This is a genomic window from Stenotrophomonas indicatrix (assembly GCF_050573115.1).
Classification (GTDB): domain Bacteria; phylum Pseudomonadota; class Gammaproteobacteria; order Xanthomonadales; family Xanthomonadaceae; genus Stenotrophomonas; species Stenotrophomonas lactitubi_A.
The window spans coordinates 359,727-375,836 of sequence record NZ_JBNYZT010000003.1 but is presented as its reverse complement, the minus strand read 5'-3'; the positions used below and the strand labels follow the sequence as shown (position 1 = coordinate 375,836).

Genomic DNA, 16,110 nt, shown 5'->3' with positions numbered 1-16,110 from the left:
CGCATGGCGTGGATCCATGTGTCGACCAAGGTCGACACCCACCAACAGCCGCGTGGTCGACACCCAGCAAGAGCAGGCCATGCCATTCCGGCAGGTCGCGGAAATTTGTCGAAGGCGGGGTGGGTCCGGTTGCGGGGGTGTAAGCGCCATGGATGGCGCGCCCAAGCCCCCATGGACGGGTTTACGGCGTCCCCCGCAACCGGACCCACCCCGCCATCCCACGGATAGCCCGCCGTTGCTGTTGCTGTTGAGGTTGCCGTTGCCGTTGCCGTTGCCTCTGCGGGTGCCGGGCGCCGCCCGGCCAAACCCCCATTCACTCATTGTTAGCGGCCGCCGCCGGATCATCCGGCCGCCATGTCCCTCCGTCCCGCCCTCGTCGCGCTGTTGCTGCTGTCTGGCCTATGGCCAGGGCTGGCCGCTGCGCGCACGGTCTATCGCTGCGTACAGGGAAATACGGTCAGCCTCGCCACCGCACCCGAGCCCGGCTCGCGCTGCACGCCGAAGGAGATCGACGACAGCGCCGTGCAGACCCCCAACCTGTGGGGAAACATGGGTGTGTTCAGTGGCGTGCTGTACGAGCGCGAACAGGACGGCAAGCTGGTCTACTCCACCCGCAACCTGCCCGGTTCGCGCGTATTCCTGAAGTTCACCGTGGCCACACCGCCGGGCGAACCTGCGCATGAAGGCCTGGGCAAGGTCGGCAAGCCCCAGCTGGCCCAGCACGCGAAACAGTTCAAGGCAGCGGCCAAGGCCACCGGCGTGGACGATGCCTGGTTGCGGGCGATCGCACACGCGGAAAGCAATTTCGACGCACTGGCGGTGTCCAGCAAGGGCGCGCAGGGCGTGATGCAGCTGATGCCGGATACCGCACTGGAATACGGCGTGCGCGACCCGTTCTCGCCGCAGCAGTCCATCGACGGCGGCGCCCGCTACATGCGCGCGCTGCTGCGTCGCTACAACGGCGACCGTCCTCTGGCGGCGGCGGCCTACAACGCCGGCATCGGTGCGGTGGCGCGCTACAAGGGCGTGCCACCTTATGCCGAAACCCTGGCCTACGTGGACAAGGTGATGGCCCTGTACACCCGCTATCGCGAGGCGATGGGCATCCGCATCGAAGTGCCGGCGAAGTAACCGGTACTCAGCGCGACGTGGCGCTGCCCACCAGGTCGTAATGCTCGATGCGACCGACACGCGAGACTTCGGCCTGCACGTCGGCACGCTGCTTGAGTTCGCGCCAGGCGGCATCGATGCGTACATCGCCCGGCAACGAGGGATACACGCGCATGTCCTGCAGGCTGGCCAGCGCGTCGCTGCGTTCCAGCGGCGAGCGCAGCTGTTCGATCAGCACGCCTGCGGCAGCATCCAGATCACCTTCTTCCAACAGCATCTCGCGGTAGAACAGGCGCGCGTCCTTACGCTGGGCGACGATGACCGCACGTGCGGCGGCGGCAGCGCTGGCATCACCGCGCTGGCGGGCAGCGGCGAAATGGACCAAGGCCTGTGCGGCCTGGCCATAGCTGCTGAGGCCGGTCAATGTGTCCATCGCGGCCTCTGCTTCCTGCGTCTTGCCGAGTGAGCCGAGCACGAAGGACACGTTCATCTGGTGCTCCAGGCCATCCGGCCCGAGTGCGCCGATGCGGGCTGCCAGCTTCGCTGTCGCCAGCGCCTCATCAGTACGGCCCAAGCGGCGCAGCGCGGCGATGCGGCTGTTGAGCAGCCACGCCAGCCATTCCGCTTCTGCGGCGGGGGGCGATTGCCCTTCTGCGGCGGCCTCGGCCAGCGTATCGGTCAGCGCCAGGACTTCCTCGTTGCGATCAAGCATCAGCAGCGTGCTGCTGAAATCCACCAGGCGTGCGTCCAGAACGCGATCCAGCAGGCCGGATACACGCAGCGTGTCCAGATGGACCTGCGCGGCCTTGACCGGATCGAAGCGGACATCGCGGCGGTCCACATAACGGTCGAAGCGCTTGTCGCTGCGCAGACGGATCAGTTCGGCTGGGGTATCGATGCGGGCCAGTGTGGTCGGGATGGCATCGCCGCGCCCGTTGTCGGCCTGCAGCGTGGCCAACTCCAGCCACAGCCCGGTGGGTTCGCTGCCGCCGCTCTTCCATGCGTTGTCGAACAGCGCCTGCAGCAGCGCCATGCGCTGCGTGGGCTGCTCGCGCAGGTGGTACTGCAGGTAGCTGATGGTGTGGTGGTCGATCGCCAGCGGGCTGTCGGCACGTGCCAGCGCCTGTGTCAGATGCTCGACCGCCGCTGCGGGTTGGTCATCGTTGAGATCCAGCGACACCAGCGTGGTCAGGATGCTTGCATCGCCCGGCAACGCCTGCAGCGCCTGCTGCAGATAGCGCCGTGCCAGCGCGGGTTGCTTCTGCATGGCTGCCGTCCAGCCGGCAAACTGCGCGGCGCGGCCGCGGCGTTCGGCATCGAAGTCGGCCAGCAGCGGGCTGTCCATCAGCCGTTCCATGGCGATCAGCGCCGCCAGCGTATTGCCGCTGCGCGACTGCTCGATGGCCGTATCCCACTGCTGCGCGTACGCAGCATGCGCAGCATTCATCGTTACATCGGATGAGGGCTGCGAAGGAGAAGCGGGTGTCCGCGGCACATTCGCCGACGCGGTTGTGCTGGTCAGCGCGGCAAACAGCAGCGCGAAGAGTGGGGTACAGCGGGGCATGGTGGGCCTCCGTCCATGGAGCGGACATTGAACCTGCTGTGGCAGCGCAGGACAAGCGCCGTGAGATTGCCCTGACCATCGGCCCTGACCATCGGCCATGGCGCTGCACGGGCGCAGCGATTATCGTTCGTGCCTCTTCATGCAAGCACAGGCAAACGGAACGATGGCGCGGTGGCAAGGGATGGCGGTGGGTGCGGTGGTGGTGGCAACAGCGGTGGCCCTGGCGGCAACCTGGTGGGAATTTCCCGCGTCCGGCCCGCAGGCGCCGGCTGGCCCTGTACCGACGCCGCTGGCGTGGACCGCACAGATCGAACTGCTGGCCGGCGACGGTCATCCGGGTGATCGCGATGGCGCCTCGGCGCAGGCACGCTTCGCCGACCCTTACGCGCTGCTGGGCAGTGCCGATGGCAGCGTCTACTTCACCGATGCCGGTGACAACAACCGCATCCGCCGCCGCCTGCCCGATGGCCGTATTGAAACGGTAGCGGGGCAGGGCGAGGGACGTGTTGATGGGCCTGCCCTGCAGGCAAGTTTCAACACCCCTTCGGGCATTGCCGCCGATGCGCAGGGAAATCTATATGTGGCCGACACCGGCAATCACGCGATCCGGCGCATCAGCACCGACGGACAGGTGACCACGCTGGCCGGAGGCCAGCAGGGCTTCGCCGATGGTCCCGCTGCACAGGCGCGTTTCGATGGGCCGATGGGCATTGCCGTGGATGCGCAGGGACAGGTCTATGTGGCCGATACCTGGAACGACCGCATCCGGGTGATCGGTACCGATGGCAACGTGCGTACGCTGGCGGGCGGCGACCGCCCGGGCTTCGCCGACGCGCCGGGTGTCGACGCCCGCTTCGATACGCCGGTGGCGCTGGCCTTCGACGCGCACGGCGCACTGCTGGTGGCCGATCTGTTCAACAACGCGATCCGCCGCGTCGGCACCGATGGCACGGTCAGTACCGCAGTCGGCAAGGGGGAGGTCATCAACGGCCCGCTGTCACTGGCCACTACGCATGACGGTGTGCTGTATGTAGGTGACCTGGACGGGCGCATCGTGCAGGTGACCCCGCAGGGCCATCAACTGGCGCTGCTGGGCAATGACCGCCTGCCGCGACTGGCGCGGCCCAGCGGCCTGGCCGTGGAGGCCGACGGCGCCCTGCTGGTGGCCGACTCCGCAAGTTATCGCCTGCATCGCCTGCGCCCGCTGCCGGTGGGTGAACTGCCCGCACCGGCGCTGGTGGGCCCGGCCTCCGACGCGGCGCTGCCGGACAGTGGTGGGCGCTGGCCACTGGCACCACAGGACGGCTGGCATGAAGTGGTTGGCACGCTCGGCGAAGTGCGCGGCACCTTCCAGGGCGAGAGCCGCCACCACCTGCACGGCGGCTTCGATGTGCGCGGCGATGTCGGCCAGACCGTGCTGGCGATTGCCGAGGGCAAGATCAGCAGCCCGATTGCCGCGTGGAGCCTGGGCGGGCAGGCTGAGGGCTTGGCCGTGGACCGGTTGAAGTACATCCACATGCGTGTCGGTCGTACGCCACGTGGCGAACCGTTCGACGCGCGCTGGCAGCCGCTGTACGCCGAAGACGGCACGCTGGAGCGCATCCGCGTGCGTCGTGGTACGCGCATCCACGTAGGCGACCGTCTGGGCAGCATCAACAGCCAGGCGCATGTGCACCTGGCCGTGGGCAATGGTGGTTTCGAGACCAATGCAGTGGCGCTGGGATTCAAGGATTACGCGGACCACTTCGCACCGCGCATCACCGAGGTGGCGCTGCTGGACGACAACGACCAGCCGCTGGCTGCTGGTACCGACGGCGTGGTGATGCTGGCCCGACAGGGACGCGGCGTGCAGATCGTGGTGGAAGCCTGGGACCAGGTGGACAACAACCTGCCGCGTCGTCGGCTGGGGCCGTACCAGGTGGGCTACCAGATCCTGGATGCCGCCGGGCAGCCGCTGCAGGGCTACGAGCAGCCGCGCTGGAACATCGTCTTCAACCGCATGCCGCCGCAGAAGCAGGCGGTGAAAGTGGCCTATGCACCGGACAGTGGCATTACCGTGCATGGCAGTGCAGTCACCCGCTTCCGTTATCTGGTGACCAACACCGTGCGCGATGGCCTGATGGAAACCGGTCGCTGGCAGCCGGCGGCGTTGCCGCCGGGCGAGTACATCGTGCGTGCCAGTGCGCGCGACTACAGCGGCAACGAAGGCGTAGGCCCGCGCGAGATCAGGGTACGGCTGCTGCCATAGCCGCAGCGGGGGCGCCGCAGCGTTCGCGCTCGGCGTCCATGTCTTCCAGCGGCCGCACCTCGATGCTGCCGAAGCGTGCCCACGGGAACCCCTGTGCGATACGCATCGCCTCATCTCGGTCACGGGCGACGATCAGGTTGAAGCCGGCCAGCAGTTCGCGGGTTTCGGCGAAGGGACCATCGAGCACCCGGCTGTGGCCATCGCGCACGCGCAGAGTCTGCGCCGATTCGATCGGCTGCAGTTTCTGCGCGGCCAGCAACGTGCCCTGGGCCTGCAGTTTATCGGCATGGGCGAGGCAGTCGCGCATCAACGTATTGAAGTCGTCGATGGGCAGTGTGCGCAGCAGTGACGGGTCGATGTAGATCAGAAGCAGGTACTGCTGCATGGCGGACTCCTGGCGGGGGCGGGGGTCCATGATCGCGCAGGTTTGCGCGGGGGCATGCTGCACTGCGAAAGGCAGAGCGGGAAGCGCGCCTTCGGCGGGGATCGGCGAACGGCGGGGCCCCTCCGTGGTGGGGTTGGTCGTGAAGAGCTGCATCTCTGTGGGTTGGCCGGGCGGGTGGGCTGCGCAGGGGACGCCGTGAATCCCCAGACCGGCCCAGCCGCTGGCGGCTGTGCGTTCGGGCGCTTGCGAAGCAGTGCTTCGCAAGCAAAGCGCCCTCACCCCTGGAGGCTTAGCCGCGCCATCCATGGCGCGGATACCCCGCCAACCCCACCCGCCCAGCCCCAGAAAGATTCCGGTGGCCGCACCACCACGGGAAATCACAAGCAAGAGCAAAAGCGGGTCGCTTCAGCAAAAGCGGGTCGCTTCGCTCGCAAAGCCAAGGCAGCCAGCCCAGTGCTGTTGCTGTTGCCTTTTTTCCTGATCTTCCCGTGGTGGACGCCGCAGGAACCTGTCCGTGGCCGGGCGGGTGGGTTGCGCAGGGGCGTAAGCGCCATGGATGGCGCGCCCGAGCCTACAGGGACGTATTCACGGCGTCCCCTGCGCAGCCCACCCGCCCGGCCAACCCGCAGAGATGCAGCTCTTCACGACCAACCGCCACCACGGAGGGGCCCCGCCGTTCGCCGATCCCCGCCGAAGGCGCGCTCTCCGCAGGAAAAATAATCCGCACGACGGTGTCGATCCTCGCGTCCCCGATTCGTTGTAAGAGGGAAGGGCACGCACCCGCAGCCCAGCGGAGACCGCAATGAAAGTGATGGTGATCGTCAAAGCCAACGCCGATTCCGAAGCCGGGCGCATGCCCAGCGAACAGGAACTGGCCGCCATGGGCGCCTACAACGAACAACTGGTGGCCGCCGGCATCATGCTCGCCGGGGAAGGCCTGCATGCCACCCAGCGCGGCCGGCGCATTCATTTCGGCAGCGGTGCGCCGCGGGTCGAGACCGGCCCGTTCGGCCCGGCCGGCGAGCAGATCGCCGGGTTCTGGCTGTGGGAGGTGCGCTCGTTGGACGAGGCCATCGAATGGGCCAGCCGTGCACCCTTCAGTGCGGGCGGTGCGCTGGAACTGCGCCCGTTGATCTCGGCCGAGGACTTCGGCGAAGCCTTCACCCCTGAATTACAGCAGCAGGAACAGCGTCTGCGTGAGCAGCTCGACCGCGCTTGAGCACGGCCGCGCATTCATCCCAATCAACGGAGCATTCCCATGAAACTGATTCCCTTCCTCGGCTTCAACGGCCAGGCCCACGACGCAATGGCGTTCTATGCCAAGGCACTCGGCGGTCAGGTCACGTCGGAAATGAAGTACCGCGACATGCCGCCGTCCGACGGTTCGCCGGGCTGCAATGAGATGCCGGCCGACACGCTCGACCATGTGGCCCACAGCCAGTTGGAGATCGGCAGCGCGATCGTGATGGCGGCCGATGGCCCCGGCGGCGGCGAGGGTGGTTCGACCACCATCAACGTCGACGTGGACAGCATTGAAGAAGCCGAACGCGTGTTCGCGGCGCTGGCCGAGGGCGGCCAGGTGCAGATGCCGATCGCCGAAACCTTCTGGGCCCATCGCTGGGGCATGTTGACCGACCGCTACGGCAAGCCGTGGATGGTCAACTGCATGAAGCAGCCCTGATCCTTCTTCCCTCTACCGCAAGGAATCGCACCGATGAGCGCACCGCAACCGCAGATGATCTTCGTCAACCTGCCCGTGCAGGATCTGGAAAAAGCCAAGACGTTCTTCGCCGCGCTGGGCTACAGCTTCAACCCGGCTTTCACCGATGAGAACGCCGCCTGCATGGTGGTCAGCGAGAGCATCTTCGTGATGCTGCTGGTCAAGCCGTTCTTCCAGCAGTTCACAGCCAAGGACATCGCCGATTCGCACACGCATACCGAAGTGATCACCTGCCTGTCGGCCGACAGCCGCACGGCGGTGGACACCATGGTGGGCAAGGCGCTGGCCGCCGGTGCCAGCGAACCGCAGCCGGCGCGCGATTATGGCTTCATGTACCAGCGCGGCTTCCAGGACCTGGATGGGCATCTCTGGGAAATCGCACACATGGACGGCGAGCCGGGCTGACCGGTCGCCGCAGGGAGAATCCCCATGGCTTACGTGGATGCTTACGTGCTGCCGTGCCCGCAGGACAAGGTGGCGGCCTATCGCCGCCTTGCCCGCCAGGCCGGCGCGGTGTGGAAGGACCATGGCGCGCTGCAGTACATGGAATGTGTGGCCGATGACGTGCAGCCCGGGAAATCGACGTCGTTCCCGCAGGCGGTGAAGCTCAAGCCGGGAGAAACGGTGATCGTGGCCTTCGTGGTGTTCCGCACGCGCGCGGCGCGTGATCGCATCAACAAGAAGGTGATGGCCGACCCGCGGCTGGCGCATATCGGTCCCAAGGACATGCCGTTCGATACCAAGCGCATGTTCTGGGGCGGCTTCAAGCCGATCGTGGACGCGTGAACGCCGGTGCTTGTGCAGGCCGGGCCCGCATGCTGTGATCGGCGCATGCACGAGCCCGCCCTGAGTCAGCGCCTGGACACCCTCTGGCGGATGGAATCGCCAGTGTTGATCGCGCGCCTGGCGCGGCTGCTCGGCGGTGATGTCGGCCGTGCCGAAGAGCTGGCCCAGGACACCTGGCTGGCCGCGCTGGAGCGTTGGCCGGTGCAGGGCATCCCGGACAATCCCGGAGCCTGGCTGATGACCACCGCGCGCAACCGTGCCATCGATGTGCTGCGCCAGCACCAGCGGGTGGCGCAGCAGCATGCGCAATGGGGAGAGGAACTGCATCCGGCCGCATTGCCTGCGCCCGACGACAGCCAGGCCCTGGAAGATGACATCGGCGATGACCTGCTGCGGCTTATGTTCGTGGCTTGTCATCCGGTGCTGCCTGCCGACGCGCGAGTGGCGCTGACCCTGCGCCTGCTGGGCGGGCTGACCACGATCGAGATCGCCCGCGCATTCCTGCAGCCGGAGCCGACCATCGCCCAGCGCATCGTGCGTGCCAAGCGTACGTTGGCGCAGAAGCAGGTGCCCTATGAAGTGCCGCGTGCCGATGCATTGCCGGAGCGACTGGCGTCGGTGCTGGAGGCGATCTACCTGGTGTTCAACGAAGGCTATGCGGCCAGTGCGGGCGACGACTGGATGCGACCGGCATTGTGTGCCGAGGCGCTGCGGCTGGCACGCATCCTCGCCCATCGAATGCCGGCGCCGCCGGTGCTTGGTCTGTTGGCGCTGATGGAACTGCAGGCATCGCGCGCGGCGGCACGGGTGGATGCGCAGGGCGCGCCGATCCTGCTGGACCAGCAGAACCGGGCGCACTGGGACTGGCTGCAGATCGAACGCGGCCAGCAGGCACTGACGCGCGCGGTGTCGGCGGGGGGCGGCGATGATCCGTATGTATTGCAGGCGCGAATCGCCTTCTGCCATGCCAGTGCGCGCCGCGCCGAAGACACTGACTGGGCGCGTATCGCCGCACTGTACGCAAGGTTGCTGCAGGTGATGCCGTCGCCGGTGGTGGCGTTGAACCGGGTGGTGGCCGTGTCGCGCAGCGAAGGCGCGTTCGCGGCGTGGGCGCTGTTGCAGCCCTTGCTGGACGAGCCTCGACTGCACGGGTATGCGCCGCTGATGGTGGTGCGTGGTGAGCTGTTGCAGCAGCTGGGGCGGGATCAAGACGCCCGCGACGCATTTGCCTCTGCGGCGAGCCTCAGCCAGAACCAGGCAGAGCGGACCCTGCTGCGGCGACGGGCCGGCCTGCCGCCGGAAAATTGAAGCCGACAAGGTCAGCACTTGTCGGTTTGCCCCGGAGCGGCTATGTTTCGCGCCCAGCGGGCGTGTTCACGCCTGTCTTTCGTGTGTCATGACCGAGGAGCGGTTGGATGTTTTCAAGGACGAAGAGCGCACCGCGCGCTTTTGCGCGCCTGCTTGCCTATGCCCTGTGCCTGGCCGTATGGCCGTTGGCCAGCCAGGCCGCAGACAAATCGCAGCAGGCCTACTGGGCCGGTTTTGCCTATACCGCTGACGCCGCCGCCGTGCAGGCGACCACCCCGCATGCGCATGCCGTGCTGGAAAAGCGTGGCCTGATCCCGCTCAACCAGACCCTGGCACAGGCGCTCAAGCGCCGCGCGCCGGCCAACCTGGAACTGATCGACCAGCCGGTGGCGATGCTCGACGGCACCACCAGTGCCGTGGTCCTGGCCGCCGCGCTGGACCGCGAACTGGTGTCGGTCGAACCGATCGGCGGCCAGTACAAGGTGCTGGTGGAAGTGGCCCTGCAGGCGCTGTTCTTCGATTTCCGCGAGCGCCAGGTGATCGCCTCCTATCCGCTTACCCTGCAGCGTATCGACGTGCAGGAGTACCGCCCGGACAGCGACGATATCGACGCGATCGTCGCCGATCTGCTGTACGGCGGTGCCGACACCAGCCTGTCGCAGGTGCTGGCAACGACCCTGGCCCAGGCCAAGCTGCCGGAAGCGGCCACGCGTCGCCTGCAGGTGGGTGCGGTGACCTTGTCCGATGCCGCGCTGGCCAAGCTGCCCGACCCGAAGTGGGCCGGTCCGCTGCGTGCCACGCTGGCCCATGAACTGTCCAAGACGCTGTCGTCCAATACCGGTGTCGGCCTGCTGCCGCCGGCCTCGGGCCAGGTGATCGGCGGAGCCATGGCCGCGCGCTTTGCCGACGGCAAGGTCTACCAGCTGAAGATCCCCGAAGCGGACTACGTCATCAGCCTGCAGGTGGATGCGCTGAAGAACGGCGTCATCAATGAAACCCCGGCGATGAAGACGATGCTGTTCGGCGCCTTCTTCACTGCCAAGGTCACTGAGCCGTTCTCCGGCAAGGTGTACTTCGAACAACCGCTGCGCAAGGGCGCCACCAAGGTGGTGCCGGTCACGCAGTGGCAGGTCGACCAGTGGTCGGCCAGCTACGAAACCCTGCTGGCCGGCTTCGATGCCTTCGCCGGCGCCGCCGCCAAGCGTGCCGATTCGCGCGCCTGGCTGGACGAGCAGAAGCCGGGCGGACGCCCGTTGCAGCAACAGACCCAAGCCCTCCAGGAGTTGATCAAATCATGTCGCTGATGCGTACCATCCTGCTCATCCTCATCGCCCTGGCGGTGGCCTCGCCGGTCGCCGCGCAGACCGCCAGCTCGCGCGGTACCGGTTCGGCCAGCTACAGCCTGCGCTTGAGCGCCGATACCCGTGCCCAGGCTCTGAACAAGGCCAAGGCCAATGCACTGGAGGCGTACATCGCCGAATCCGGTGCAGCCAAGCTGCGCCTGTTCGAATCGCGCCGCGCCGAGTTCCTTGGTGAAATCGATCGCTACGTGCTCAGCGCCGTGCCGCTGTCGGACAACGAAGACAAGAAGGCCAAGACCTACAGCGTCACCGTCCGCGCCGAAATCAACACCACCCTGCTGCAGACCAAGCTGGATGCGGGTTCGGCCGTGGCCGGTGCGACCGCCGCACAGCGCTCGCTGCTGACCTTCCTGTTCATGGCGCGCTCGCAGGATACCGTGCAGTCGTTCCAGGACAAGGAATACCGCCGCGTCGATGCCAGCAGCAGCTACAACGAGAACACCCGTGAAGGCGACAGCTTCCGCGGCAACTCGGTCAGCACCAACGGCAGCATCAACCAGAACGGCTCGGTGTCGGTCACCAGCGGCGGCAGCACCACCGCGCGCAGCGACAACATCAGCTGGAAGGTGGCCAACGCCGCCGAAGTCAACACCGCCATGACCGGTGCCTTCAGCGCCGCCGGCTACGAAGTGGTTGAAGCCGAATACGTGGAAGGCGAATCGCGCGGCCTGCTCAGCATCGAGCGCATCCGCAAGGACTTCAGCACTGGCAACGATCTGTCCCCGGCCACCCTGCGCGATACCGCCAACGGCATCCGCGCGGCGAACATCCCGTACATCGCCGTCGGCACCCTCGACGTCGGCATGCGCGACCGTGATCCGGCCAGCGGCAACACCCGCGTGTTCGTCACTGTCACCGGCAAGGTGCTGGACGTGACCGGTCGCTTCCCGCGCACCGTGTCGTCGGTGGGTCCGGTGCAGTTCTCCGGTACCGGCCCGAACGAAACCGTCGCCCGCACCAATGCGCTGCAGCTGGCTGCCGAAAAGGCTGCCCAGCAGATGATCAACGAGCTGAACGTCAAGGCGGTCCGCTGACGTTGGTGGGTGCCGGGCCTGCCCGGCACCGCTCTGCTTCCCATTTTTTGCGTGCCGCATCGCGGCCGTCTCTCCCAAAGGAATCTTCCATGATCCGCACTACCGCTCTCGTCGTTGCCATCGCGGCCGCTACCCTGTCGATGCCGGCGCACGCCCAGTTCGGCAAGCTGAAGGACATCGCTGGCGCCGCTACCGGCACCTCCAGCAGCAGCGCCAGCGCTGCCGCCCCGGACGAAGCCGCGCAGGAAGCGCTGGTCCGTCGTTTCGTCAGCTCGCAGTCGCACTCGCTGCAGGCCCAGACCTCCTTCGCCCGCGCCTTCGGCCTGGCCGAGCAGGTGCAGCTGCTGGAAGCCGAGCGCCAGGCACTGTCGTCGGGTTCGGTGAACGTTGATGCGATGAAGAAGTCGGTCTCGGTCAGCCAGGCCGCACAGGCTGCCATCGACGAGCGCCAGGCCGCACAGCCGGAACTGAACGCTGAATCCAAGCAGCACTACGCCGAAGGCCTGGTCTCGCTGCTGTCCTCGGCTGCCGAAGCCCAGAAGCTGAGCGGCGAAGCCAGCGGCTTTGCGGCCGGCATGAAGAACCTGGGCGCCACCCAGATGGCCACCGTTGGCCGCAAGCTGGCCGCCGGTGCCTGGGTTGCCAAGGAATCGCCGGGCTTCATCAAGGGCCTGTACGGCTCGACCAAGTCGGCCGTGACCTTCGCCAAGAAGAGCAAGGTGAAGGTGCCGTCCAACGCCGATTCGATGCTGGATTCGCTCTGATACGAGGCCACTCCGCATGCGTACGACGACTCGATTGATCGGCCTGGGCCTGGTAGCGGCCCTGCTGGCAGCCTGCGGCAAGCAGGATGCACCGGCAGAAGCCGCACCCGCCAAGGACAAGGCCGCCAGTGCACTGGCCAGCAATGCGCCGGTGCAGGAAGCGCCCCTGCGTGGTACGCCGGATTTCGGCGGCACCACCCAGGTCGCGCGTGAAGCCGACGGTATCGGCAGCACCCCGGAACTGGCGGTGCTGGCGGCATTGCAGTCGGCCGTGGCCCAGGTCAACGGCGTACGCGTGGCCAGCCAGATGCAGAGCCTGCGCGCAGGCCTGCATGTGGACGTGGACGGTGAACACGTCGGCGATATCCGCGCCGACGCGTTCTCCCAGCAGATGATTGCCGGCTCGCAGGGCGCGGTGCTGGGCTATGAAATCCTCTCGCAGGATGAAGTCAGCCAGCTCGACGAAGAAACCATCGCCCGCGTGCGTGCCAGCGACGAAGGCTGGAACTTCAAGGGTTCGGCCTCGGCCAGCGCCTCCGGCGAAGCCTCGGCCAAGGGCGGCTCGGCGTCAGCCAGCGTCAAGGAAAACTACGAAGAACAGGTGAAGGTCGACGCCAAGCGCGGTGCCAGCTCCTTCGATTCGGATGTCACCCGGCGCAGCATGCGCAGCTACTGGAAGGTGCGTGTCCGCGCGCAGATTGCCCAGTACCGTGCACCGGATGAAGAAGGCAAGCCGAAGATCGTGGTGGCCCTGCCGCGTACCAAGTCGGGCAGCTATGCCGTTGGCGATGGCCGGGTGAATGCCGACGAGGTCGCCCAGGCGATCCGCGCGCGGCTGTCCGACACGCTTACCCAGACCCAGCGCTTCATCGTGCTGGACCGCGAGTTCGGCGACGAACTGCAGGCCGAGATCGACCACATCAACAGTGGCAACGTGCGCCTGCAGGACACCGCACGCGTTGGCCAGCAGCTGGCGACCGACCTGATCCTGATTCCGACCATCGAACGTTTCGAGTACCCGCGCAGCGTGCGCAACCTGCGCATGTCCGATCGTCAGGTGACCTCGTACTCCGGTGGCGGCCGCATCACCCTGCGCCTGGTCAACGCCACCACCGGCCAGGTGGTGATGTCCGACAGCTTCGACCACCAGTTGGCCTCGACCGGCCCGAGCACGCTGCCGCGCGTGGTCAACGGTCGCAGCATGGCTGCCTCGATGATGGATTCGCTGTCCGGACAGATCGGCAGCACGATCGTCACCACGCTGTTCCCGGTATCGGTGGTGTCCGTCGATGGCGACCAGGTGGTGCTGAGCCAGGGCGGTGACACCGTGCAGGTCGGCCAGCGCTGGCAGGCCGTGCGCCTGGGCGAAGAGCTGAAGGACCCGCAGACGGGCCGCTCGCTCGGCCGCAGCGAGCATCCGTGCTGCACCATCCGCATCGACCGTGTTGCCGCGCAGACCTCCTACGGCACCCTGGAAGAGGGCGTGGACGCAATGCGTGGTGGTTTCCGCCCGGGCCAGATCGAACTGCGTCAGAAGCTCGGCAGCAAGCCCAAGGCAGCCGCCGGCGCAACCGCATCGGCCGCCCCGGCCGCCGCAGCGCGCCCGGCCAGCAAGCCGAAGCCCAAGCCCGCCGCCGCCCCGGCTGAAGACCCGAACTGGTAACACACCCAAGCAACACACAGATGGGGTCAGATCCCTTTCCCGCCGGGAAAGGGATCTGACCCCTTCTTGTTTCTGGTCATCCACGCATGGCGTGGATCTACCGTGTCGACCAAGGTCGACCCCCACCAAGAGCAGGCCATGCCCTCCCGACAGATTGCGGAGATCTGTCGAAGGCGGGGTGGGTCCGGTTGCGGGGGTGTAAGCGCCATGGATGGCGCGCCCAAGCCTCCAGGGACGGATTCACGGCGTCCCCCGCCACCGGACCCACCCCGCCATCCCACGGAATGCCGCAGTTGCTGTTGCTGTTGCTTCGGTTGTTGCCGTTGGGGTTGCCGGCCAGCGGCCGGCACTACCGCGGGTGCCGGGCGCCGCCCGGCCGCAACCCTTACACTCCAGAACGATTTCCCTGCTGGAGAGAGCAATGAAGCGAGTAGTACTGGGCGTGCTGGCCCTGTCGGTGTCGAGCGCACTGATGGCGGCCACCCCGAAATTCGATGGCGCGCGGATCTCCGCCGACGTCAAGGAACTGGCCTCCGACGCCTATGAAGGCCGCTCACCGGCCACCGCCGGCGAAGAAAAGACCATCGCCTTCCTCAGCAAGCAGTTCGCCGACGCCGGCCTGCAGCCCGGTGGTGACCTGAAGGACGGCAAGCGCCTGTGGACCCAGGCCGTGCCGCTGCGCAAGGGCGACATCGTCGGCACCCCGCAACTGTCGCTGCAGCAGGGCGGCAAGACCATCACGCTGGAACAGGGCAAGCAGATTGCCGTGCGTGCCGCCATGAACGGCGCCACCAACGTGGATATCAGCAAGGCACCGCTGGTGTTCCTCGGCTATGGCGTGAAGGCACCGGAGCGCAACTGGGACGACTTCAAGGGCGTGGACCTGAAGGGCAAGATCGCCGTCGTGCTGATCAACGACCCGGACTTCGAGACCGGCAAGGGCGACTTCGACGGCAAGGGCATGACCTGGTATGGCCGTTGGCCGTACAAGTACGAAGAAGGCGCACGCCAGGGCGCACTCGGTGTGCTGATCGTGCATGAGACCGCACCGGCCTCGTATGGCTGGGCTACGGTGGCCGGTTCCAACACCAACACCATGTTCGACGTGGTGCGCGACAACCCGGCCGACAGCCACCCGCTGCTGGAAGGCTGGATCCAGCGCGATCTGGCGGTGGAACTGTTCCGCTCGGCCGGGCAGGATTTCGAAGCATTGAAGAAGAAGGCGCAGCAGCGCGACTTCACTCCGGTAACGCTGACCGGCGCCAGCCTGGATGCGAAGTACGCGGTAAAGACCGAAGTGATCACCTCGCACAACGTGGCCGCGCGTCTGGAAGGCAACAAGCATGCGGATGAGACCGTCATCTACAGCGCGCACTGGGACCACATCGGCGTGGGCGAACCGGATGCACGCGGCGACCGCATCTTCAACGGCGCGCTGGACAATGCCAGCGGCACCGCCTCGCTGATCGAACTGGCACGCGGCTTCGCCAAGGCGCCGCGCACACAGCGTTCGGTTGTGTTCCTGGCGGTGACGGCCGAGGAGAAGGGCCTGCTGGGTTCGGAATACTACGCAACGCATCCGCTGTATTCGCTGGAAAAGACCGTGGCGATGATCAACATGGATGGCATGGCGCCGTTCGGCCCGTCGCGCGATTTCGGCATCTACGGCGCGGCGCGCTTCGAACTGCTGGACCAGTTGAAGGACGTGGCCAAGGGCTGGGACATCCGCTACACGCCGGACCCGAAGCCGGAGGCCGGCCTGTTCTTCCGCTCCGATCACTTCCCGTTCGCCAAGCGTGGCGTGCCGGCGCTGTCCTGGTCGGCAGGGCAGGACTGGGTGGACGGTGGCGTCGCGGCGGGCAAGAAGGCGTCCGAGGACTACACCGCCAAGCGCTACCACCAGCAGGGCGACGAGTGGCAGCCGGACTGGGTGTTCGCTGGCGCCGCCCGCGACCTGGAAGTGCTGTACACCTTGGGCAACCAGTTGGCCAATTCGCGTGCCTGGCCGAACTGGAGCAAGGACGAGGCGTTCCGCGCCGTGCGTGACGCCAGCGCCGACCAGCGCAGATAAGGGAATGCGCCGGGCTCCCCCGGCGCCTCCCCGGTAGTGCCGGCCGCTGGCCGGCAACCGGGTGATGTCTGGTAGTGCCGGCCGCTGGCCGGCAAC

Annotated in this window: 14 protein-coding genes; 12 read left to right on the top strand and 2 right to left on the bottom strand. The window is 66.9% G+C overall.

Annotation, left to right across the window (positions count from 1 at the left end; genetic code table 11):
* Window positions 1-354: 354 nt before the first annotated feature.
* Window positions 355-1,131, top strand: coding sequence for a lytic transglycosylase domain-containing protein (locus tag ACQ5SA_RS10505; RefSeq protein WP_032975549.1), 777 nt, complete (start codon window positions 355-357; stop codon window positions 1,129-1,131).
* A gap of 7 nt (window positions 1,132-1,138) precedes the next feature.
* On the opposite strand, the gene ACQ5SA_RS10500 is transcribed toward ACQ5SA_RS10505, so the two are convergent.
* Entirely contained in the window at window positions 1,139-2,557 is a 1,419-nt protein-coding gene (locus tag ACQ5SA_RS10500; RefSeq protein ID WP_499314187.1) for a hypothetical protein, read from the bottom strand.
* Window positions 2,558-2,837: 280 nt separating this feature from the next.
* On the opposite strand from ACQ5SA_RS10500, the gene ACQ5SA_RS10495 reads away from it, so the two are divergent.
* Window positions 2,838-4,922: a gluconolaconase gene (locus tag ACQ5SA_RS10495; protein WP_499314186.1), complete on the top strand. Its 2,085-nt coding sequence runs from the start codon at window positions 2,838-2,840 to the stop codon at window positions 4,920-4,922.
* Here the strand turns inward: ACQ5SA_RS10495 and ACQ5SA_RS10490 are convergent.
* Complete coding sequence (locus ACQ5SA_RS10490) at window positions 4,900-5,307, bottom strand: YciI family protein (RefSeq protein ID WP_499314185.1); 408 nt, start codon at window positions 5,305-5,307, stop codon at window positions 4,900-4,902. The genes ACQ5SA_RS10495 and ACQ5SA_RS10490 overlap by 23 nt on opposite strands.
* A gap of 802 nt (window positions 5,308-6,109) precedes the next feature.
* Between ACQ5SA_RS10490 and ACQ5SA_RS10485 the strand changes: the two genes are divergently transcribed.
* The 10 genes from ACQ5SA_RS10485 (at window position 6,110) to ACQ5SA_RS10440 (ending at window position 16,014) form a co-directional block, all read left to right on the top strand.
* Window positions 6,110-6,526, top strand: a complete 417-nt coding sequence (locus ACQ5SA_RS10485) for a YciI family protein (RefSeq protein ID WP_165376135.1) — start codon at window positions 6,110-6,112, stop codon at window positions 6,524-6,526.
* A gap of 39 nt (window positions 6,527-6,565) precedes the next feature.
* Complete coding sequence (locus ACQ5SA_RS10480; RefSeq protein WP_499314184.1) at window positions 6,566-6,988, top strand: VOC family protein; 423 nt, start codon at window positions 6,566-6,568, stop codon at window positions 6,986-6,988.
* Window positions 6,989-7,021: 33 nt separating this feature from the next.
* Window positions 7,022-7,432, top strand: a complete 411-nt coding sequence (locus ACQ5SA_RS10475) for a VOC family protein (RefSeq protein WP_499314183.1) — start codon at window positions 7,022-7,024, stop codon at window positions 7,430-7,432.
* A 24-nt stretch (window positions 7,433-7,456) separates the two neighbouring features.
* Window positions 7,457-7,813 carry a DUF1428 domain-containing protein gene (locus ACQ5SA_RS10470; protein ID WP_099821553.1) on the top strand — a complete coding sequence of 119 codons (357 nt, stop codon included), beginning with the start codon at window positions 7,457-7,459 and terminating at the stop codon, window positions 7,811-7,813.
* A 45-nt stretch (window positions 7,814-7,858) separates the two neighbouring features.
* Window positions 7,859-9,121, top strand: a complete 1,263-nt coding sequence (locus tag ACQ5SA_RS10465) for an RNA polymerase sigma factor (protein WP_499314182.1) — start codon at window positions 7,859-7,861, stop codon at window positions 9,119-9,121.
* A gap of 107 nt (window positions 9,122-9,228) precedes the next feature.
* Window positions 9,229-10,425 carry a hypothetical protein gene (locus ACQ5SA_RS10460; RefSeq protein WP_499314181.1) on the top strand — a complete coding sequence of 399 codons (1,197 nt, stop codon included), beginning with the start codon at window positions 9,229-9,231 and terminating at the stop codon, window positions 10,423-10,425.
* A complete protein-coding gene (locus ACQ5SA_RS10455; RefSeq protein ID WP_499314180.1) occupies window positions 10,416-11,516 on the top strand; it encodes a hypothetical protein in 1,101 nt (366 codons plus the stop codon). The genes ACQ5SA_RS10460 and ACQ5SA_RS10455 overlap by 10 nt, the downstream gene beginning before the upstream one ends.
* An 89-nt stretch (window positions 11,517-11,605) precedes the next feature.
* Window positions 11,606-12,280, top strand: a complete 675-nt coding sequence (locus tag ACQ5SA_RS10450) for a hypothetical protein (RefSeq protein WP_499314179.1) — start codon at window positions 11,606-11,608, stop codon at window positions 12,278-12,280.
* Between the two features lie 16 nt (window positions 12,281-12,296).
* Window positions 12,297-13,943 carry a CsgG/HfaB family protein gene (locus tag ACQ5SA_RS10445; protein ID WP_499314178.1) on the top strand — a complete coding sequence of 549 codons (1,647 nt, stop codon included), beginning with the start codon at window positions 12,297-12,299 and terminating at the stop codon, window positions 13,941-13,943.
* A gap of 421 nt (window positions 13,944-14,364) precedes the next feature.
* A complete protein-coding gene (locus tag ACQ5SA_RS10440; protein WP_499314177.1) occupies window positions 14,365-16,014 on the top strand; it encodes a M28 family metallopeptidase in 1,650 nt (549 codons plus the stop codon).
* Window positions 16,015-16,110: the final 96 nt, after the last annotated feature.

What these genes read in the sequence shown, in the direction of transcription:
- ACQ5SA_RS10440 (WP_499314177.1), top strand. Translation starts at nt 14,365, where the DNA reads ATGAAGCGAGTAGTACTGGGCGTGCTGGCCCTGTCGGTGTCGAGCGCA.
- ACQ5SA_RS10495 (WP_499314186.1), top strand. Translation starts at nt 2,838, where the DNA reads ATGGCGCGGTGGCAAGGGATGGCGGTGGGTGCGGTGGTGGTGGCAACA.
- ACQ5SA_RS10445 (WP_499314178.1), top strand. Translation starts at nt 12,297, where the DNA reads ATGCGTACGACGACTCGATTGATCGGCCTGGGCCTGGTAGCGGCCCTG.
- ACQ5SA_RS10480 (WP_499314184.1), top strand. Translation starts at nt 6,566, where the DNA reads ATGAAACTGATTCCCTTCCTCGGCTTCAACGGCCAGGCCCACGACGCA.
- ACQ5SA_RS10505 (WP_032975549.1), top strand. Translation starts at nt 355, where the DNA reads ATGTCCCTCCGTCCCGCCCTCGTCGCGCTGTTGCTGCTGTCTGGCCTA.
- ACQ5SA_RS10475 (WP_499314183.1), top strand. Translation starts at nt 7,022, where the DNA reads ATGAGCGCACCGCAACCGCAGATGATCTTCGTCAACCTGCCCGTGCAG.
- ACQ5SA_RS10455 (WP_499314180.1), top strand. Translation starts at nt 10,416, where the DNA reads ATGTCGCTGATGCGTACCATCCTGCTCATCCTCATCGCCCTGGCGGTG.
- ACQ5SA_RS10490 (WP_499314185.1), bottom strand. Translation starts at nt 5,307, where the DNA reads ATGCAGCAGTACCTGCTTCTGATCTACATCGACCCGTCACTGCTGCGC.
- ACQ5SA_RS10465 (WP_499314182.1), top strand. Translation starts at nt 7,859, where the DNA reads ATGCACGAGCCCGCCCTGAGTCAGCGCCTGGACACCCTCTGGCGGATG.
- ACQ5SA_RS10500 (WP_499314187.1), bottom strand. Translation starts at nt 2,557, where the DNA reads ATGAATGCTGCGCATGCTGCGTACGCGCAGCAGTGGGATACGGCCATC.
- ACQ5SA_RS10460 (WP_499314181.1), top strand. Translation starts at nt 9,229, where the DNA reads ATGTTTTCAAGGACGAAGAGCGCACCGCGCGCTTTTGCGCGCCTGCTT.
- ACQ5SA_RS10470 (WP_099821553.1), top strand. Translation starts at nt 7,457, where the DNA reads ATGGCTTACGTGGATGCTTACGTGCTGCCGTGCCCGCAGGACAAGGTG.
- ACQ5SA_RS10485 (WP_165376135.1), top strand. Translation starts at nt 6,110, where the DNA reads ATGAAAGTGATGGTGATCGTCAAAGCCAACGCCGATTCCGAAGCCGGG.
- ACQ5SA_RS10450 (WP_499314179.1), top strand. Translation starts at nt 11,606, where the DNA reads ATGATCCGCACTACCGCTCTCGTCGTTGCCATCGCGGCCGCTACCCTG.